The 16841-nt window shown below is 73.4% G+C and carries 17 protein-coding genes; 5 read left to right on the top strand and 12 right to left on the bottom strand.

What is annotated here, in order from left to right; all coding sequences use genetic code 11:
- The first annotated feature begins 44 nt into the window (after positions 1 to 44).
- Positions 45 to 461, top strand: a complete 417-nt coding sequence (locus LWC33_RS27250) for a pyridoxamine 5'-phosphate oxidase family protein (RefSeq protein WP_233307543.1) — start codon at positions 45 to 47, stop codon at positions 459 to 461.
- A 411-nt stretch (positions 462 to 872) separates the two neighbouring features.
- Positions 873 to 1520, top strand: a complete 648-nt coding sequence (locus LWC33_RS27245) for a hypothetical protein (RefSeq protein ID WP_233307542.1) — start codon at positions 873 to 875, stop codon at positions 1518 to 1520.
- Between the two features lie 109 nt (positions 1521 to 1629).
- Here LWC33_RS27245 and LWC33_RS27240 read toward each other — a convergent pair whose 3' ends face one another.
- The gene (locus LWC33_RS27240) at positions 1630 to 3180 is read right to left on the bottom strand and encodes an AAA family ATPase (RefSeq protein ID WP_308191017.1); all 1551 of its coding nucleotides are present in this window, start codon (positions 3178 to 3180) and stop codon (positions 1630 to 1632) included.
- A gap of 259 nt (positions 3181 to 3439) precedes the next feature.
- The gene (locus LWC33_RS36630) at positions 3440 to 3637 is read right to left on the bottom strand and encodes a helix-turn-helix transcriptional regulator (protein ID WP_372476701.1); all 198 of its coding nucleotides are present in this window, start codon (positions 3635 to 3637) and stop codon (positions 3440 to 3442) included.
- A gap of 96 nt (positions 3638 to 3733) precedes the next feature.
- Between LWC33_RS36630 and LWC33_RS27235 the strand changes: the two genes are divergently transcribed.
- Together LWC33_RS27235 and LWC33_RS27230 are read left to right on the top strand one after the other, a co-directional pair.
- Positions 3734 to 4357 carry a helix-turn-helix domain-containing protein gene (locus LWC33_RS27235; RefSeq protein ID WP_233307540.1) on the top strand — a complete coding sequence of 208 codons (624 nt, stop codon included), beginning with the start codon at positions 3734 to 3736 and terminating at the stop codon, positions 4355 to 4357.
- Complete coding sequence (locus LWC33_RS27230) at positions 4350 to 5507, top strand: tyrosine-type recombinase/integrase (RefSeq protein ID WP_233307539.1); 1158 nt, start codon at positions 4350 to 4352, stop codon at positions 5505 to 5507. Before LWC33_RS27235 ends, LWC33_RS27230 begins: the two co-directional genes overlap by 8 nt.
- Positions 5508 to 5550: 43 nt before the next feature.
- Here the strand turns inward: LWC33_RS27230 and LWC33_RS27225 are convergent, their stop codons facing one another.
- The 4 genes from LWC33_RS27225 to LWC33_RS27210 form a co-directional block, all read right to left on the bottom strand.
- Positions 5551 to 6240, bottom strand: a complete 690-nt coding sequence (locus LWC33_RS27225) for a response regulator (RefSeq protein WP_233307538.1) — start codon at positions 6238 to 6240, stop codon at positions 5551 to 5553.
- Between the two features lies 1 nt (position 6241).
- Positions 6242 to 7450 carry a sensor histidine kinase gene (locus tag LWC33_RS27220; RefSeq protein WP_233307537.1) on the bottom strand — a complete coding sequence of 403 codons (1209 nt, stop codon included), beginning with the start codon at positions 7448 to 7450 and terminating at the stop codon, positions 6242 to 6244.
- A gap of 227 nt (positions 7451 to 7677) precedes the next feature.
- A complete protein-coding gene (locus tag LWC33_RS27215) occupies positions 7678 to 8412 on the bottom strand; it encodes a phosphoglyceromutase (protein ID WP_372476700.1) in 735 nt (244 codons plus the stop codon).
- Between the two features lie 41 nt (positions 8413 to 8453).
- Positions 8454 to 8978, bottom strand: a complete 525-nt coding sequence (locus tag LWC33_RS27210) for a MarR family winged helix-turn-helix transcriptional regulator (RefSeq protein ID WP_233307536.1) — start codon at positions 8976 to 8978, stop codon at positions 8454 to 8456.
- A gap of 63 nt (positions 8979 to 9041) precedes the next feature.
- Between LWC33_RS27210 and LWC33_RS27205 the strand changes: the two genes are divergently transcribed.
- Positions 9042 to 9542: a VOC family protein gene (locus tag LWC33_RS27205; protein ID WP_233307535.1), complete on the top strand. Its 501-nt coding sequence runs from the start codon at positions 9042 to 9044 to the stop codon at positions 9540 to 9542.
- Positions 9543 to 9546: 4 nt separating this feature from the next.
- On the opposite strand, the gene LWC33_RS27200 is transcribed toward LWC33_RS27205, so the two are convergent.
- From LWC33_RS27200 to LWC33_RS27175, 6 genes are all read right to left on the bottom strand, one after another.
- On the bottom strand, positions 9547 to 10308 hold the full coding sequence (locus LWC33_RS27200; RefSeq protein WP_233307534.1) for a GntR family transcriptional regulator: 762 nt from the start codon (positions 10306 to 10308) through the stop codon (positions 9547 to 9549).
- A 70-nt stretch (positions 10309 to 10378) separates the two neighbouring features.
- Positions 10379 to 11557, bottom strand: a complete 1179-nt coding sequence (locus tag LWC33_RS27195) for a DUF4349 domain-containing protein (protein ID WP_305080897.1) — start codon at positions 11555 to 11557, stop codon at positions 10379 to 10381.
- 242 nt (positions 11558 to 11799) lie between these two features.
- Complete coding sequence (locus LWC33_RS27190; RefSeq protein ID WP_233307565.1) at positions 11800 to 12270, bottom strand: type III secretion system chaperone family protein; 471 nt, start codon at positions 12268 to 12270, stop codon at positions 11800 to 11802.
- 47 nt (positions 12271 to 12317) lie between these two features.
- Positions 12318 to 13637 (bottom strand): D-inositol-3-phosphate glycosyltransferase, encoded by a 1320-nt coding sequence (gene mshA, locus LWC33_RS27185; RefSeq protein WP_233307533.1) that lies wholly within the window; start codon positions 13635 to 13637, stop codon positions 12318 to 12320.
- A gap of 30 nt (positions 13638 to 13667) precedes the next feature.
- Entirely contained in the window at positions 13668 to 16616 is a 2949-nt protein-coding gene (locus LWC33_RS27180; protein ID WP_233307532.1) for a sacsin N-terminal ATP-binding-like domain-containing protein, read from the bottom strand.
- 20 nt (positions 16617 to 16636) lie between these two features.
- The coding region (locus LWC33_RS27175; protein ID WP_233307568.1) for a hypothetical protein at positions 16637 to 16841 on the bottom strand (205 nt) is incomplete at its 5' end.

The raw sequence follows: 16841 nt of genomic DNA, 5'->3' as shown, positions 1-16841 counted from the left end.
GCGTGGCGGTCGAGCGGCAGAGACCACGAGCCGTGGGGTCGACGATGTCCGAGACCGAGATCGCGCTGGCGACACTCAGCCCCGACGAGTGCCGGGCCCTTCTCGTCACCCATCGTCCGCGGCTGGGTCGGCTGGCCTTCGTCGCGGACGACTGGCCGCTCGTGCTGCCGGTGAACTTCGCCGTCGACGGCGACGCCGTGTACTTCCGGTCCGCCGCGGGCAGCAAGGTCGCCGCCGCGGCCCGCTGCGAGCGGGTGGCCTTCCAGGTCGACCACGTCGACGAGGTGTGGGAGGAGGGCTGGAGCCTGTTGGCGTTGGGCCGGCTGCACGTGGTCGACGAGCCTGCCGAGCTCGCCCGGGTCCGCCGGCTCCCGTTGCGGCCGTGGGCGGGCGGCGACCGGCCCTACTTCCTGCGGCTCGACGTCGTCTCGGTGTCCGGGAGGCGCATCGCCTGGCCCTAACCTAAGCCCTCGCCGGTCGGGCAGACCAACAGGATGGCGGCCCGCGCCATCCTGACGGCCTCCCGGAGGGCTACCACGCGGCCGCCCGTGGGCGGAGCCTGTGTAGCTCGTCCGGCGGTTGGGTCGAGGGCTGCCCACCGGGGTCCGCGCGGTCCGGTGCTGCAAGGTCGACGGGATGGCACTCAGCGGGCAAGCGCGTGCTGCGCGAGGCCCAGAAAGGCATCATGAGCCCTGGTACGACTCGTTACGGATGAGCACCTGTTAGCGCTCCGAACAGCGAGAACGGCCCTCGTCGACCTGCTCGGCAGGGGGGAACCGCGTCCACACCGAGCGCTCGTCCGGTCGCCGTAACACGAAGATCAACCAACGCGAGCTTCCAATGACCGTGTGTGAGAGCCGGAGGACTCCCCGTTGGCGCGACGGATCGGTGGCAAGGGTGGCGGGAGCGACAAGGGCAGTGGCGGGGATACTCCTCTCGCCATCGCCCTCGGCATAGCCCTCCTGGCCAGCGCCGGCGGGGCGACCGCGATCGGGAGCGCCACATCCTCCGGTGGTGCATCAATCTCCGCCGGTGGCAGTTCCGGAGCACGGAGCGGGTCGCGAGTCAGCAGCAAGAACTCGACCGCGGCGGAGGCACGCATCGTCCGGCAAGGTGTCCGCCTGAGCGGGAAGGTCACGGACGACTCCGCGGCTTGCGCGGCCAACTCCTACGGGCAGGTGCAGGACTTCTTCCGCCGGACCCCCTGCGCGGCGCTGCATCGCGCGTACTTCGAGCTGCGCGACCGGAAGGGCGACGCCGCCATCGTCGCGGTGTCCTGGGTCGAAATGCCCGACGAGCCCAGCGCGCGTGCGCTCAAGCAGCTCATGGACACCAGCGGTACGGGTAACGTGACCGAGCTGTCCCGAGAGCGCGGCAAGTACCGCACAATCCGCTACATCGGCGACGCCTACGCCTCCCGGCGCGACGGGCCCGTCGTCATCAATGCTCAGGTCGAGCCCGTCGCCCGAGGGTGGGCAGGGCGCGCTCTCACCAGCATCGCCACCAACGCCGCGCAGTAGACCGCGGCTGGCCACGACCGCTGATTAGCACCGACTCCCCTGACCAAGGCGACAACACGACAAGCCGACGTGCGCGCACGTGCTCGTGTCGGGATGACGTCTTCCCTGGTCAGGTCGGAGGCGGGTTGTCGTCTTGCCGCCTTGGTGCGGTGTCGAGCGTCCAGGTCCAGCCGGTCGCGGTCCGGTGGGTGGAGACGTGCGCGCGCTTGCGGGCACGCTGCAGGAGGCGCTCGTTGAAGCCGTCCGCCTTCGCCGCCCGGAGGATCTCGCCGGCGCCGGCCGAGCCGGCTCGCTTCTCGTCGGCGAGATAGCCGAGCAGCCACGTCACCGCCTCGGCAATGAGCGATCGGTCGTCCCCCTCGGGGCCGGCCGCGAGGAGCTCCTCCGCCCGTTGGGTTGTCTCGCCGTGCCACTGCACCCGTGCGACCTGCGTGGTGCCGTCTGGGGTGTCCACCGCTGCAGGGACGAGGGTGACTGCGAGGGAAGGGGCGTCGCCCGGGGCGAGATTCGCCTTCGTGGAGGAGATGACGAGCTGATGGGTGTCCTCGTCGCGGGCCACCGCCAGGACCGAGCGCGCCACCTGCGACCAGGCGATCGAGCCCAGGATCAACTTGCCGGTGTCCGCGGACTCCCGCTTGCCGAAGTGCACGATGCCTACGACGGCAGCACCGGTGTCCGCGGCCAGCTTGGAGATCGGCTCCAGGCCCCGCCGCATCTGGCGGTCGCGGTCGCCGTCCAGTGCGCTGTCGAGGACCGACGTCGCCGCGTCGAGCACCACCAGCGCAGCCCCGAGTTCCTCGATCTCCTCCGTCAGCAGCTTGGTGTCGTGCGGCAGGACCAGTGGCGACTCGTCGTCGGAAGGCGTGACGGCGTCGAGGAAGACGACCCGGTTGAGGTCGGCGCCGGCCGCGGCAAGGCGCGGGACGATTGTGCTGTCCCGGGCGTCCTCCGAGTTCACGTAGATGACGTATTTGGGCTCGCCCCGGAACTCGCCAGCCAGCTCACCCCGGGTCACCTGGGCAACCAGATCGACCGCCACCGTCGACTTACCAAGCCCCTCCCGACCGGCCAGCAGCGTCAGCCCGCCCAGCACGATGCGATGCGACCACAGCCACCGGAGCCGGCGCATCGTGACCGCGGAGGCCGGGGTCCGGCGAAGGCAGCGTTGCCGACCGGCTCGCCCACCACCGGCGACCCCGTCGAAAACGTCCCGCGCCCGCTCGATCAGATCCTCATCCGGGTCTGCGGGCAGGGCGTATGCCAGTTGCGAGACTCGTGTAGCTGCATCGATCAGCCGACGCCGGACCGCCTTATCCGCGACGATCTCCGCGTAGTACGCCACGTTGGCCGGCGTCGGCACGCTGCTCATGCACTCGATCAGGTAGGGCGCCCCGCCCAGCTTGAACAGCCGATCGCCAAGTCGATCCGCGAGCGAGATCGCATCCACCGGACGGCCCTCGTCCCGCATTTTCAGCATCGCCCGAAAGAGCTCGGCGTGTGCCGGCCGGTAGAAGTCCTCGGGCACGACCACAATCGCCGCCCGCTCGAGCGCATCGGAGTGATGCAGGACGGCCCCGATCACCGCGCGCTCCGCTCCGAGATCTGCAGGTGGGAGACGCTCAGGCCGTCCGTCCTCAGCGTTGGCCCCGTGAGTTATCACGCCGTCCTCCGGCGGACCTCAGTTCGCCGGTTCGCGGCGGGATCAACCTCGTTCGGCGCTTCCAGCAAGTCGGCACTGAGCATCCGCTCAGGTCCCCCGAAGCCCGAGGATAGACACGGCGCCGGGCCGTACAACGGACCTTCCGAGGCGAACGCACGAGAGGCGCCAGTCGCCCTCGGCGGTTGCAGGCGAAGGCGTACCACCGCCCAGCGCTGACAGGCAGTCGCTTCTCGATGGCGCTGCCGCCCTGGCGGGTGAGTCATGCAGCGCCCTCAGGAAGGGATGCGAGGCGCTGAGCCTCGACCCATGCGTCCAGCTCGTGTTCGTAGAACACCACCCGGCGGCCGATCTTGAAGGAGGGCGGGCCTTCCCTCCGCCGACGCCAGTATCGAAGCGTGTCAGGGCTCCGACCAAGCCGTGCTGCAGCCTCGGAGATGCTCAAGATCCGGCCGCCCATGAGGGTTCATCCTTCCTGCGGTTCAGCAATCAACCCCCACCAGAATCACTTTGGTGTACTCTGCTGTCAACCCCAGCGGGTCTGTATCGTCAGTGCGTGACGGGATACAGCTCCGACCTGGTCGAAGCCGCGGACGCTCACTTCGGTCGTCGCCTCCGCGCGTTGCGAGAGGAGCGAGGCTTGTCGCAGCAGCACGTCGTCAACGCACTGCTCGAACACGGCATTGCGAACTGGCACCAGACGACGGTTGCCAAGATCGAAGCTGGCACCCGACCCGTACGTCTCAGCGAGGCCATGGCTTGTGCAAGCCTCTTCGATCTCACCGTTGACGAGATGCTCATCGACCCGGAGAGCGAAGAGGCCCGTGACCGCTGGAGCCGCGAACTGAGCGCACGCCGCCGCGAGCTCGACTTGGTTGAGCAGCTGCTGCTACAGCGACGCCGCGAGATCGAAGATGCCCAGGCCCGACTCGAGGACGTCGCCGAAAACCGGCAACAGGACCCGGGGGCCTCGGCGACTTCGGAGCCAGACACCACCGGGGAGGAATCGGCGGGCCTGCCGCCGTCAGCGTCCCGCTCGTTCTACTCGAAGTCGGGTCCCGAATGGGGCACCCCTGCCGCTTACGGTTGGGACCCTGACAACTGGCGCAGGCTCCGCGACGAATCGCTTCCGTCCACGAAACCCGAGAACCGGCCCGGCGAAGGCGAATCTCGTGGGTAGCCTCGCTCGTCGCCCTGACGGCCGTTGGCGAGCTCGCTACAGAGATCCCGATGGACGTGAGCGCGCCAAGCACTTCAGCCGCAAGGCGGACGGCGAACGCTTCCTCGCGATGATCGAGTCATCGAAGCTACGAGGGACCTACGTCGACCCCTCGGATCGGACGACGGTGGCCGAGTACGCAAGGCGCTGGGCGTCGGTTCGCCCCTATCGCCCCTCGACCGCCCGGCGCATCGACAGCCAGATTCGCCTCCATGTCGAGAACACGTTCCTCGGAAGCCGGCGCATGGCAAGCGTGCTCCCCTCGGACGTCCAGGCATGGGTCACTCAACTCGCGGCACAACTTGCGCCATCGACCGTGGAGCTGACGGTGAACATGCTCAAGGCCATCTTCGCCGCGGCTGTGCTCGATCGCGTCGTGGGTAGCTCGCCGGTGGTCAGGCTCGCCCTCCCCAAGGCCGACAAGGACCGAGTCGTTCCCCTCACTGTCGACCAGGTGCTCGAGCTTGCCGAGACCGTGCCGGCACGGACACGAGCCATGGTGCTGACCCAGGCCGGCCTCGGCCTACGACTCGGGGAGCTCCTCGCCCTGCGCCAGCAAGACGTGAACTTCCTGGGTCGCACGGCCCGGGTGGAGCACCAACTCGAGGACCGAACAAGAGCCCGGGTCGATCCGAAGACCCCGCGGTCGAGGCGCAGCGTTCCGCTGCCTCAGTTCGTCGCTGACGCGTTGGCTCGGCACATGCAGCAATGGCCGCCGCTCGAGGACGGTTCGCTCTTCTACGGCCACAACAGGCGCCCCTATCACCATGCCTTCTACGGTGTGCGCACGTTCAAGGTGGCGGTGAAGAAGCTCGCCGGCGAAGAAGGCTCCACCTTCCCCCCGTCGACCACCACTCACGATCTTCGACATCACTACGCGAGCGTCCTACTGGCCGGGGGCGAGTCCGTAGTCGCCGTGGCAGAGCGACTCGGCCACGACGACGCCAGCATGGTCCTGAAGGTCTACGGACACCTCATGCCCGAATCGGAAGACCGCACGCGCAAGATCATCGATGCGGCCTGGTCAGCGACCTCCACCGAGGTGACCTCGGTGGCACTCGGTGATCCTCTGACGGACTCAGCGCGGACCGAGAGGGGGCAGTCCTCATGACATAGGCCTCTGAGCTGCGTGAATAGCCAGCCAGAGCCCCTCCTCAGCTCTCGAACTTGTACCCCAACCCCCGCACGGTCACGAGGTGCTGCGGGGCGCTGGGGTCCTTCTCCACCTTCGCGCGCAGGCGCTTGACGTGGACGTCGAGGGTCTTGGTGTCCCCGACGTAGTCCGCGCCCCACACCCGGTCGATGAGCTGGCCGCGGGTGAGCACCCGGCCGGCGTTGCGCAGCAGGTACTCGAGGAGGTCGAACTCCTTGAGCGGCAGGGCGACGTCGCTGCCGTCGACCGACACCACGTGCCGCTCCACGTCCATGCGCACCGGACCGGCCTCGAGCACGCCCGCGCCGTCGGCGTCGGCGGAGCCGCCCTCGCCACCGCGGCGCAGGACCGCGCGCACCCGGGCGATCAGCTCGCGGGCGGAGTAGGGCTTGGTCACGTAGTCGTCCGCGCCGAGCTCGAGCCCGACGACCTTGTCGATCTCGCTGTCCCGCGCCGTCACCATGATCACGGGGACGGCCGAGCGGGAGCGCAGGGCCTTGCACACGTCCGTGCCGCTCATGCCGGGGAGCATGAGGTCGAGCAGGACGATGTCGGCGCCGTTGCGGTCGAACTCCTCGAGGGCCTCCTGCCCGGTCGTCGCGACGGCCGCGGTGAAGCCCTCCTTGCGCAGCAGGAACGCGAGCGGGTCGGCGAAGGACTCCTCGTCCTCGACGATCAGCACCCTGGTCATCTCATCCTCCAGCTCGGCCGGTCGCCCCGGCCGGGTCTCGGTCGGGGACCGGCTCCGCCGCGTGGTCCTCCGGGGTGGAGGCCGGCGCAGCGGCACCGGCGGCGGGGAGCCGCATGGTGAAGGTCGATCCGGTGCCGGGGCGGCTCCACAGCCGCACCTCGCCACCGTGGTTCGCGAGGACGTGCTTGACGATCGCCAGGCCGAGCCCGGTGCCGCCGGTCGCGCGGGAGCGGGCCGGGTCGACCCGGAAGAACCGCTCGAACACGCGGACCTGGTGCTCCGGCGCGATGCCGATGCCGCGGTCGGTCACGGCGATCTCCACCCAGCCCGCCTCGAGCCGGCGGGACACCGAGACCGACGCGTCGGGCGGCGAGTAGGCGATGGCGTTCTCGAGGAGGTTCGACAGGGCCGTGACCAGCAGCGTCCGGTCGCCCGCCACCTCCAGGCCGGAGGGCTCGTCGACGGAGATCTCGATGCCGGCCGACTCGGCGGACAGGCGGGAGCGACCCAGCGCCTCGTCGACGACGTCGTCGACGTCGACGTCCTCGAGGTCGGGCAGCGCCTCGGCCCCGGTCAGCCGGGACAGCGCGATCAGCTCGGTGACGAGCGCACCGAGCCGGGTCGACTCGCGAAGGATCTTGGCGGCGAAGCGGTTGACGGACTCGGGGTCGTCGACCGAGTCGAGCACCGCCTCGGCCAGCAGGCCGACCGCACCGACCGGCGTCTTCAGCTCGTGGCTCACGTTGGCCACGAAGTCCCGCCGGGTGGCCTCCAGGCGCACGGCGTCGGACATGTCGGCGGCCTCGACGAGGGTGAACCCGTCGCCCAGCGGCCGCACCACGGCGACGACGGCGGTGGGCTGGCGGCCGCGCACCTCCAGCGGGGCGAGGTCCACCTCGACGTCGGTGGAGCCCTCGAGCACCTTCTGGCAGGCCGCCCAGGCGCGCGGGTCGGGCCGCCCGGCCCGGACCACGCCGAGCTCGGCGGCGCGCCGGTTGTGCAGCACGACGTCGCCGCTGCCGGACAGGACCGCGAGCCCGGACCCGGTCGACCGGAACACGCGCTGGAGGAGCTCGGCCAGCGTCGGCACCCGCCGACCGTCCGGCCGCGGCCGGGCGGGCCGGGCGCGGCGCCTGCCGATCAGGACGCCGGCCCAGAGCCCGGCGGCGAGGGCGACGGCGACCAGCACGACGGACGCCACTGCGTTCACACCCGCATCGTAGGCAGCCCGACCAGGCCCGACGCCAGCGTCACCGGCCCCGAGTGAGCCGCCTGACTACCCGGACGAGGAGTTTTCCGCTCTCGTTCACGGGCCGTTCACCCCACGGGGGAGGGGCCGGCTCAGCTCCGATGTTCGCCGCTCCCCGAGCTCCGCTCAGCTCCGATGCTCGCTCCGCAAGCTCCGCTCAGCTCCGATGCTCGCTCCGCAAGCTCCGCTCAGCGACCCTGGTTCGCGACGCCCTTGATGGCCTCCTCGGCCGCGGCCGGGTCGAGGTACTCACCGCCGGGCACCGTGGGCTTCAGGTCGTCGTCGAGCTCGTAGCGCAGGGGGATGCCGGTGGGGATGTTGAGCCCGGCGATGTCGGTGTCGGAGATGCCGTCGAGCTCCTTCACGAGCGCCCGCAGCGAGTTGCCGTGCGCCGCGACGAGCACGACCTTGCCCGCGCGCAGGTCCGGGACGATCGCCTCGTCCCAGTACGGCAGCATCCGCGCCACGACGTCGGCGAGGCACTCGGTCAGCGGCGCCTGGATGCCGGCGTAGCGGGCGTCGCCGTCCTGGGACCACTCCGAGCCCTTCTCGATCGGCGGCGGCGGGGTGTCGTAGGAGCGGCGCCAGACCATGAACTGCTCGTCGCCGAACTCCTCGCGGATCTGCTTCTTGTCCTTTCCCTGCAGGGCGCCGTAGTGCCGCTCGTTGAGCCGCCAGTCGCGGCGCACCGGGATCCAGTGCCGGTCGGCGACGTCGAGCGCGAGGTTCGCGGTGTTGATCGCCCGGCGCAGCACCGACGTGTGCACGACGTCCGGCAGCAGGCCCTTCTCCTTCATCAGCTCGCCACCGCGGCGGGCCTCGGCCTCGCCGACCTCCGAGAGCGGGACGTCGACCCAGCCCGTGAAGAGGTTCCTCAGGTTCCAGTCGCTCTGACCGTGGCGCAGCAGCACGAGTGTGGGCATGCGCGACAGCTTGCCAAACGGGTGCGGGTCGGCGCTGTCGGTCAGCGCTGTCGCTCCGGGCACACTCCGGGGAGGGGCACGGCCTCCGGGTCGCGGGTGAGACGGCCGAGCATCGCGCGGGCGATCCCCTCCAGCTGGGTGACCTGCTCGGGGGTGAGGGCGTCGAAGAGGTTCTCGCGGACGGTCCGCACGTGCCCGGGGGCCGCCGCGCGCAGCGCCGCGAAGCCCTCCTCGGTCAGCGTGCAGAAGGTGCTGCGCCGGTCGTCCGGGCAGGGGCGGCGGCACACCCAGCCCTTGCGCTCCAAACGGGTCACCGCGTGGCTGAGCCGGCTCTGGCTGCTCTGTGTGGCGGAGGCCAGCTCGCTCATCCGCAGCGTGTGCTCGGGCGCGTCGGAGAGCATGGCGAGGATCAGGTAGTACGCGTGGGGCATGCCGGACTCGCGTTGCAGCTGCCGGTCGAGCGCCCCGTCGAGCAGCGTCGTGGCCGCGACGTACGCCAGCCACGCCCGCAGCTCGGCGGGCGAGAGCCAGCGGGTGTCGTCCATGTGGACCAGCTTACGCCGCATCGCTTGAACATTCATCTGTCGACGGTCTACGGTGTGATTGAAATTTCACAGAAAGGCAGGCTCATGCCCGTCCAACGCCTCAACCACGCCGTGCTCTATGTCCGCGACGTCGACCGCAGCGTCGCCTTCTATACCGCTGCCCTCGGCTTCCGGGTGGTCTCCTCGGTGCCGGGGCGAGCGGCGTTCCTGCAGGCCGAGGGCTCGTCCAACGACCACGACCTCGGCCTGTTCGGCGTCGGCGAGACCGCCGGGGACACGACGGCCGGGCGCGGCGCCGTCGGCCTCTACCACCTCGCGTGGGAGGTCGACACGCTGGCCGAGCTCGACCGGATCCGCGGCGTGCTGCGCGAGCACGGTGCGCTCGTCGGCGCGTCGGACCACGGCAGCACCAAGGCGCTGTACGCGAAGGACCCGGACGGGCTGGAGTTCGAGGTCAGCTGGCTGGTCCCGGCGGAGCTGCTCGGCCCGGACACCGGCATGCGCACCGCGCCGCTGGACCTCGAGGCCGAGATCGCACGCTACGGCGCGGCGACCCCGGGCGGGATCGGTGTGTCCGTCCGGTGAGTCCTCAGCTCGCGGGAGCCCCGACGAGGTAGCCGTCCCGGGCGCTGAACTGTGCGGTCAGGGTGAACCGGTCGCCGCGGACGAGCGTGTGCCGCCACTCGACGGGCCGCCCGCCCGCGCTGCCGAGGCGCTCGATGGCCAGCGCGGCCACGCCGGCGTCGACGCCCAGCAGACGCCGCTCCTCGGCGGTCGGCACGACCGCGCGGATGTTCTCCCGACCGCCCGCGACCCGCAGCCCGCAGAGCCGCTCCAGCTCCGGGTAGACGCCGGTGTGCGTGAAGTCGACGTCGAGCAGCGGGGCGGCCACCTCCTCCGGCAGCCACACCCGGTCGACGGCCAGCGGCTCCCCCTCGGCGAGCCGGAGCCGCTCGAGGTGAACCAAGGGCGTGGACTCCTCCAGCCCGAGCCGGGCGGCGATGACCCCGTCCGCGCGGACGTCCAACGTCCGGACGACACTGCGCTGCTCCCGGCCGGTCGACTCGACGGCGGAGAAGAGGCTGTAGAGCGAGCCCAGCTGCTGCTCGATCTCCAGCGGCGCGGCCAGCCGCGGTGCGCGGCCCCGGCCGGCGACGACGACGCCCTCCTCGCGCAGCCGCCGCAGCGCCTCGCGCACGGTGTGCCGGCTGACCCCGTACTCGGCGACCAGGGCGAGCTCGCCGGGGAAGGAGCGGTCGAACTCGTGGGCCTCGAGCCGGGCGCGCAGATCCGCCAGGAGCTGCGCCCACAGCGGCTCGGCGCCCTTGCGCACCAGGGGGCGCGCGGCCATCGCGTCCTCCCCGGATCGACCGTCGGTGTTCGAACGAGGGTAACCCGCGCGCGTCGCGACCCGACCGGTCTCACCCCCTTGCGGCGGGCTCCGCGGGCGGCTGCGACGTCCGGCGGCGCGCCCGGTACAGCCGGCGGCCGAGTACGACCAGCCCGGCGAGCACCGCGACGACGGGCAGCATCGGCACCACGAAGCCGAGCGCGGCCGACGACGCCCGGCCGATCGCGCGCAGACCCTCCCAGCCGACGGCCAGGCCGCCGAGGAAGCCCGAGGGGCCGGGGACGGCCGCCGGCGGCACCGGCAGCAGAGCGATCTCGACGGTCGCCAGTGCCACGGAGTCCTGCAGCACGGCGAGCCGCCGCTGCAGCGACTCCAGATCGGCCTCTCGCGCTGCCAGCTCCGACTCGATCGACACGATCTCGCCGATGGTCGTCGCCCGGTCGAGGAGGGCGCGGACCCGCGTGACGCTCGCCCGCTGCGCCGCGACCCGGCCCTCCAGATCCGCGACCGGCGCGCTGACGTCCGCGGCCCGGCCGGTGCGGGAGGTCACGTTGCCGAGGCCGGCGAGGCGCTCGGTGAGGGCGTCGAGCCGGTCGGCCGGGACGCGCAGGGTGAAGCCGGCCGACCCGTTCGCGGCGCGCTCGTCGGCGACGAACCCGCCGGTCGCCGCGACCGCGGTGCGGACCTGCGCCGCGGCGGCCACGGGGTCGCCGACCTGCACGGTCAGCTCCGCGGTGCGGACGACGTCACGTCCGGCGGCGACGTCGGTGAGCGGGGCCTGCCGCCCGGCCGCGCCGGCGGACGCGCGGGCACCGGCGGACGCGCGGGCACCGGCGGAGCCGGCCGAGGGCACGGAGCCGGCGGCGTCGGCCGAGGGCACGGAGCCGGCGGCGTCGGCCAAGGGCACGGAGCCGGCGGCGTCGGCCAAGGGCACGGAGCCGGTGGCGTCGGCCGAGGGCAGGGGGCCGGCGGCGTCGGCCGGAGGGGCGGGCCGGGCCGCGCCGGGAGCGGCGGGTGCGGCGGTCTCGGGTACGGCGTGCCCGGGTTCGGCGGGTCCGGGGGCGGCGGTCACACCGCTCGACGAGGTCGCACCGTCAGGCCCGAGCGCGATCTCCGGACGCGCCACACCGCTCGGATCCACTGCCGCACCCGAGGAGCCGCCACTCCCCCGCAACGCCGCACCCGTCACGACCGACGCCGACGCCAGCACCACCACGCCGGCCGCCACCCAGACCGCCCACCTGCGCATACCCCGCCCTCCTCAGTCCTCGAAACGAGGACGGAGGAAAGCCGCGATCCGGTTGCATCCGGCCAGGACGCACTGTGGATCCACAACGCGGCCAGAGGCCCCGGGAACGGACGTCATGGATCCATAACACCTGCGCAAGCCCCTCCACCCGGCGTTATGGCTCCATAACGCGCGCGCAAGCCCCGCCACCCGACGTTATGGCTCCATAACGTGCTCCGGCGCCACGACCGCCCAGCGCAGGCTCACTCGAAGAGGTGCTCGAAGGCCTTGAGGTTGGCCAACGACTCCCCCCGCTCCGTCCGCCAGGCGTACTCGCGGCGGATGGAGGTGGCGAAGCCGAGCTCGAGGAAGGTGTTGAAGTCGCCGTCGGCGGCCTCGAGGACCTGGCCGAGGACCCGGTCGAGCTCGTCCGCGCTCACCGCGACGAACGGGATGCGGCCGACGAGGTGGATGTCGCCGACCCGGTCGAGCGCGTAGTGCACGCCGTAGAGGCGGGCGTTGCGCTGCAGCATGAAGCGGTAGACGCCCTCGTGGTTCTCGTCGGGCTGACGACAGACGAAGGCCTGCACGAAGACGGTCTGCTCGCGGACGACCAGCCAGGTCGGGGTGTTGAGCCGGTTCGTCCCCTCGAGCGTGACGAGGTACTGGCCCGCCTCCCGCCGGTGGTACCCGACCTCCAGCTCGTCGAGCGCCTTCCCGACGGCCGCGTCGATCCGCTCCGGGTCGAGCTCCGTGCCGCCGGTGTCGATCTTCTCCGTGCTCACGCCTCGATGATGCCTGCGACCAGCCGGTCCCGCAGCCGGGCCCGGTACTCGCGGGCGGCGTCGGCGTAGGTGGCCAGCAGCGCGTCCGTGGTGCGCTCCCAGGAGAACTCGCGGGCGTGCGTCACGGCACCGCGGGCGAGCCGTTCCCGGCGGGCGGGGTCCAGGGCGACGGCGGCCAGCGCGGAGGCCCACTGCCCGGCCCCGTGCCCGGGGACCAGCAGACCCGACCGCCCGTCCGCGACGGCCACCGGGAGACCACCGACGTCGGCCGCGACGACCGGCGTCCCGCAGGCCTGCGCCTCCAGCGCCACCAGCCCGAACGATTCGTTGTGGCTCGGCACCGCGATCACGTCCGCGGCGCGGTAGACGCGCCCCAGCGCCGGGCCGCACTGGGGCGTCAGGAACCGCACGACGTCCGTGATCCCCAGGTGCGCCGCCAGTTCCTGCAGTGCGGTCGGCTCGCTCAGCCCACTGCCCGACGGCCCGCCGACGACCAGCACGACCAGGCGCTCGCGCAGCGCGGGGTCGCGGCGGAGCATCTCGGCGGCGGCGCGGAGCAGCACGTCCGGGGCCTTGAGCGGCTGGATGCGCCCGACGAACCCGAGCACGACGGCGTCGTGCCGCAGCCCCAGCGCCTCCCGCGCCTCGCACCGGGAGGCGGGGCGGAAGCGGTCGAGGTCGACGCCCGGCGGGATGGCGACGGTGCGCAGCGGGTCGGCGTCGCACAGCTCGACGAGCTGGCGCACCTCGGTGTCGGTGTTCGCGACGAGCCGGTCCGCCTCGGCCACCACCTGGTCCTCGCCGATCACCCGGACCATCGGCTCGGGCTGGTCGCCCTCGGCGAGCGCGGCGTTCTTCACGCGGGCGAGGGTGTGCGCAGAGTGCACCAGCGGCACGCCCCAGCGGTCCCGGGCGAGCCAGCCGACCTGGCCGGAGAGCCAGTAGTGGGAGTGGATCACGCCGTACCAGCCGGGCTCGTGCCGGGCCTCGGTGCGCAGCACGCCGGCGGTGAACGCGCACAGCTGGCCGGGCAGGTCGTTCTTGCCGAGGCCCTCGAAGGGCCCGGCCGCGATGTGCCGGACGAGCACCCCCGGGGCCAGCTCCGCGACCGGCGGCTGCTCCGACGAGGTGGCCCGGGTGAAGATCTCGACGGGGATGCCGCGACGCGCCATGCGGGTGGCGGTCTCGGAGATGTAGACGTTCATCCCGCCGGCGTCGCCCGTGCCGGGCTGCTCCAGCGGGGAGGTGTGGACCGAGAGGATGGCGACGCGACCCCGGACCGGCGGGGGTTCCTTCGTGTCGGCTCGGTTTCTCACATGCTTCTTCCTAGCACGAGATCGGGAGGGTCACCCGCCGTCGGCCGTCCGTCCGGACAGGGTCAGCAGCGCCCGCACGGGGTCCGCGGCGTGCACCCGTCCGGCCGCGTCGACCCAGGTCGGGACGCTGCGGCGGCCCTTCACCGGCCGGGTGAGGTCGACCTCGAGCGTGTCGTGGACCCACAGCTCGCCCGCCGGCACCGGCAGGCCCGCTGTGCGGCAGGCCACCACCACCTCGGGCAGAGCGGACCACCGTACCGGCCGGCCGTCGCCGACCACCTCCCCCGCCACCACGTCCGAGGCGAGTGGCAGGTCCAGGATCTCGGCGAGCGCGTGCGGTTCCCCGCCGACGATCAGGTCGTGCGCCGGCAGCACCGCCGCGGCCCACGGGGCGTCGAGCACGACCGCGTCGTCGACGCCGACGACCGTGCCCGCCAGGGAGCGGACCCGGTCGGGGAGGTGGAGGGCGTCGACCTCGACGGCCCCCTCGGCCACGGCCGCGGCCAGGGCGGCGTGGGCGTCGGCCGCGAGCGCGGCGTCGACCGTCCGGCGGTCGTCGGCGAGCCGGTCGAGCAGGTCCGCCGCCTCGTCCGTGGTCGCGACGGCCGGCTCCGCCCGGACGCCGATCGCGGCGAGCAGGCGCTCGTCGAGCTCGGCCGGGACCGGGTCGTAGAGGCCCGCGAGCCGGTCGGCGCCCGGCAGCCGCCAGTGCCCGGGGTCGTGCCCGCCGAGCAGCGCGTGGCGGGCGAGCCACCAGCCGGTGTAGCCGCCCGCCTCCAGCACCGCGGCCCGCGTCTCCGGCCGCCCGGCGAGCAGCGCGAGGGCCGCGGGCCAGGCGTCGTCGGCGACCAGGTCGAGGTCCCGGACCCCGACGACACGGGTGGGCTGGGCCCCCTCGTCCCACCACAGGTCCTCGTCGTGCAGGTCGTGGTCAGGCCCGGTCGACTCCTCGTCGGCGACGACCGCGAACCCGTCGAGCACCCCTGCCCCGACCAGCGCCCCCCGCGGGATCCGCGCGGCCCAGGCGGGGTCGAGCACGCCGATCGGCGCCTCCGGGTCGAACAGCGGCCGGACGGCCGCGTCGGGGAGCATCAGCTCGTCGGCGCGCGACGGCAGACCGTCGGCGTCGGGCAGCGCGAGCGCACCGAAGCCGGGGACGGCGGTGACCGCGAGCAGGCCGAGCACGGCCTCGGCGAGCGGCGCGATGTCCAGGCCGGCGTCGGCGTCGTCGAGCGACCGCTCGACGGCCTCGCGCAGGGCGGGATGGTCGAGCAGCGCCGCCGGGTCGGTGGCGGCGGCCCCGAGCCGCTCCAGCAGCGGGTGGACCGCGGCCGGGTCCGCCACGTGCAGTCCCGGGAGGGCGAGCTCGGCAACGGCCCGGGTGCCGTCGTCGAGGCCGGTGCCGTCGGAATCGGTGCCGTCGGAATCGGTGCCGTCGGGATCGGTGCCGTGGCCGCCCGGGAGCAGGACGCTGGGCGGCCCGGCGACCAGCCGCCCGTCGAGCAACGGCACCGGCAGGGCGCGCAGCTCCTCGGACAGGCCCGGCACGGTCTCGACCGCGGGAGCCAGGGCCGCGTACAGCTCCCGCCACCAGCCCGGGTCGCGCTCCACGCCGTGCAGCCGCTCCGCCAGCCCGGCCGCACCGAGCCGGCCGACGCCCAGCTCCCCGAGCGCCGCCGCGTGCCGGGGCTCGACGGCCGCGAGCCGGGCGAAGGTCGGATCGGCGTCCGCGAGCAGCGCGGGGAGACCCGGTGCGCCGGGCAGGTCGAGCCACTCCGCGCGACGCGGCACGAGGTCGTCCCCGCCCGGGAGAGCGGCGGGCAGCCAGGCGTCCTCGGCCAGGGCGTCGACGACGGCGGCGCGCAGCCGGCCGTCGAGCTCGGAGAGCGGGAAGCCGGGCGCGGGCACCAGATCGAGCCGGCGCTCGGGTGCGACGGCCCGGATCAGGTCGAGGTAGGCCGCGGCGGCCGCGGCGAGCACCGCGTCGGCGGTCGGGCCGCTCCGGACGCGGCGGCGGTCGGGGTCGAGCGGCAGGTCGGCGATCAGCCGGGCGGGCAACCCGAGCCGCTCGACGGCTGCGGTCGGCGCGTGCAGGACCTCGCCGGAGTCCGGGCCGAGGGGGGCGGGTTCGCCCAGGACGTCGACCGGCAGCGCCCAGCAGACGCCGCGCTCGCGGCGGTGCCGCTCCTCGACCGCCGCGCCGGGTTCGGTCGTGATGCTGCTGCGGACCACGCGGTAGTGCCGGTCGCCGACGGTGGTGATCCCGTCGGCCTCCCGGCGGCGCAGGACGGTGGGCTCCCCGTCCGACGGCGCGATGACGACCTCGGCGAGGTCGGGCAGCGCGAGCAGCAGGTCCGGCGCCGCGGCGCGGGCGCGTTCGAGCAGGTCGGCGGGGTCGAGGCCGGGGCGTACCGGGAGCCGGACCTCGGTGGCGTACCCCGGGGGCGGCCCCGGCTCGTCGTGCTCGACGGGCCAGACAAGGCGCAGCACCGGCACCTGGCCGCCGCGGCGGGTCAGCTCGGCGGCGGGGCCGGGCAGCTCGCGCACGGCGGCGGCGGTGTCGGCCGCGGAGAACCGCACGCCGGTGCCGGGCCCGGTGACCAGGCGCGGGGCGTCGGAGACGGGGAGCACCGCGGCGAAGCCGACGCCGAAGCGGCCGGCCGCGCCGGGGTCGTCGCGCTTGGCGGAGGCGCGCAGCGAGGCGAGCGCGGCGACCCCGTCGGCGTCGAGCGGGGCACCGGTGTTCGCGACGCGCAGCTCCCCGTCGGCCGCGGTCAGGTGCAGGCGGCCGGGGACGCCGGCGGCACGCGCGGCGTCGGCGGCGTTCTGGGCGAGCTCGACGAACCAGGTCTCGGCGTCGCCGCCGAGGACGAGGTCCTCCTCGGCGTTGGCGTCCTCGCGGAAGCGGGTGGGCGAGTCGGCCCAGGCGGCGAGCAGCGCGGTGCGGAGTGCGCCGGTGCCGAACGGATCGGCGCCCACGCGCTCCGCGGTGGCCTCGGTCAGGAGGTCACGCCCTCGTCGGAGGCGGGGGTCGCGGTCTCGGAGCCGGCCTCGGCGGGCGGGTCACTCACGGCGTCGGTGGAGGTCTCGGCTGCCCCGCCGGCCCGGGCGTCGGCGGCCTCGGCGGTCGCGGCGGCGGTCTCGGTGGTCGCGGCGGCGGCCTCGGCGGCCGGCTCGTCCGGCGCCGCGACCTCCTCCACCGCG

The sequence above is a fragment of the Pseudonocardia terrae genome (assembly GCF_021343995.1).
GTDB classification, from domain to species: Bacteria; Actinomycetota; Actinomycetes; order Mycobacteriales; family Pseudonocardiaceae; genus Pseudonocardia; species Pseudonocardia terrae.
The sequence above is the reverse complement of the archived record's forward strand: the minus strand, read 5'-3'. Positions and strand labels throughout refer to the sequence as shown.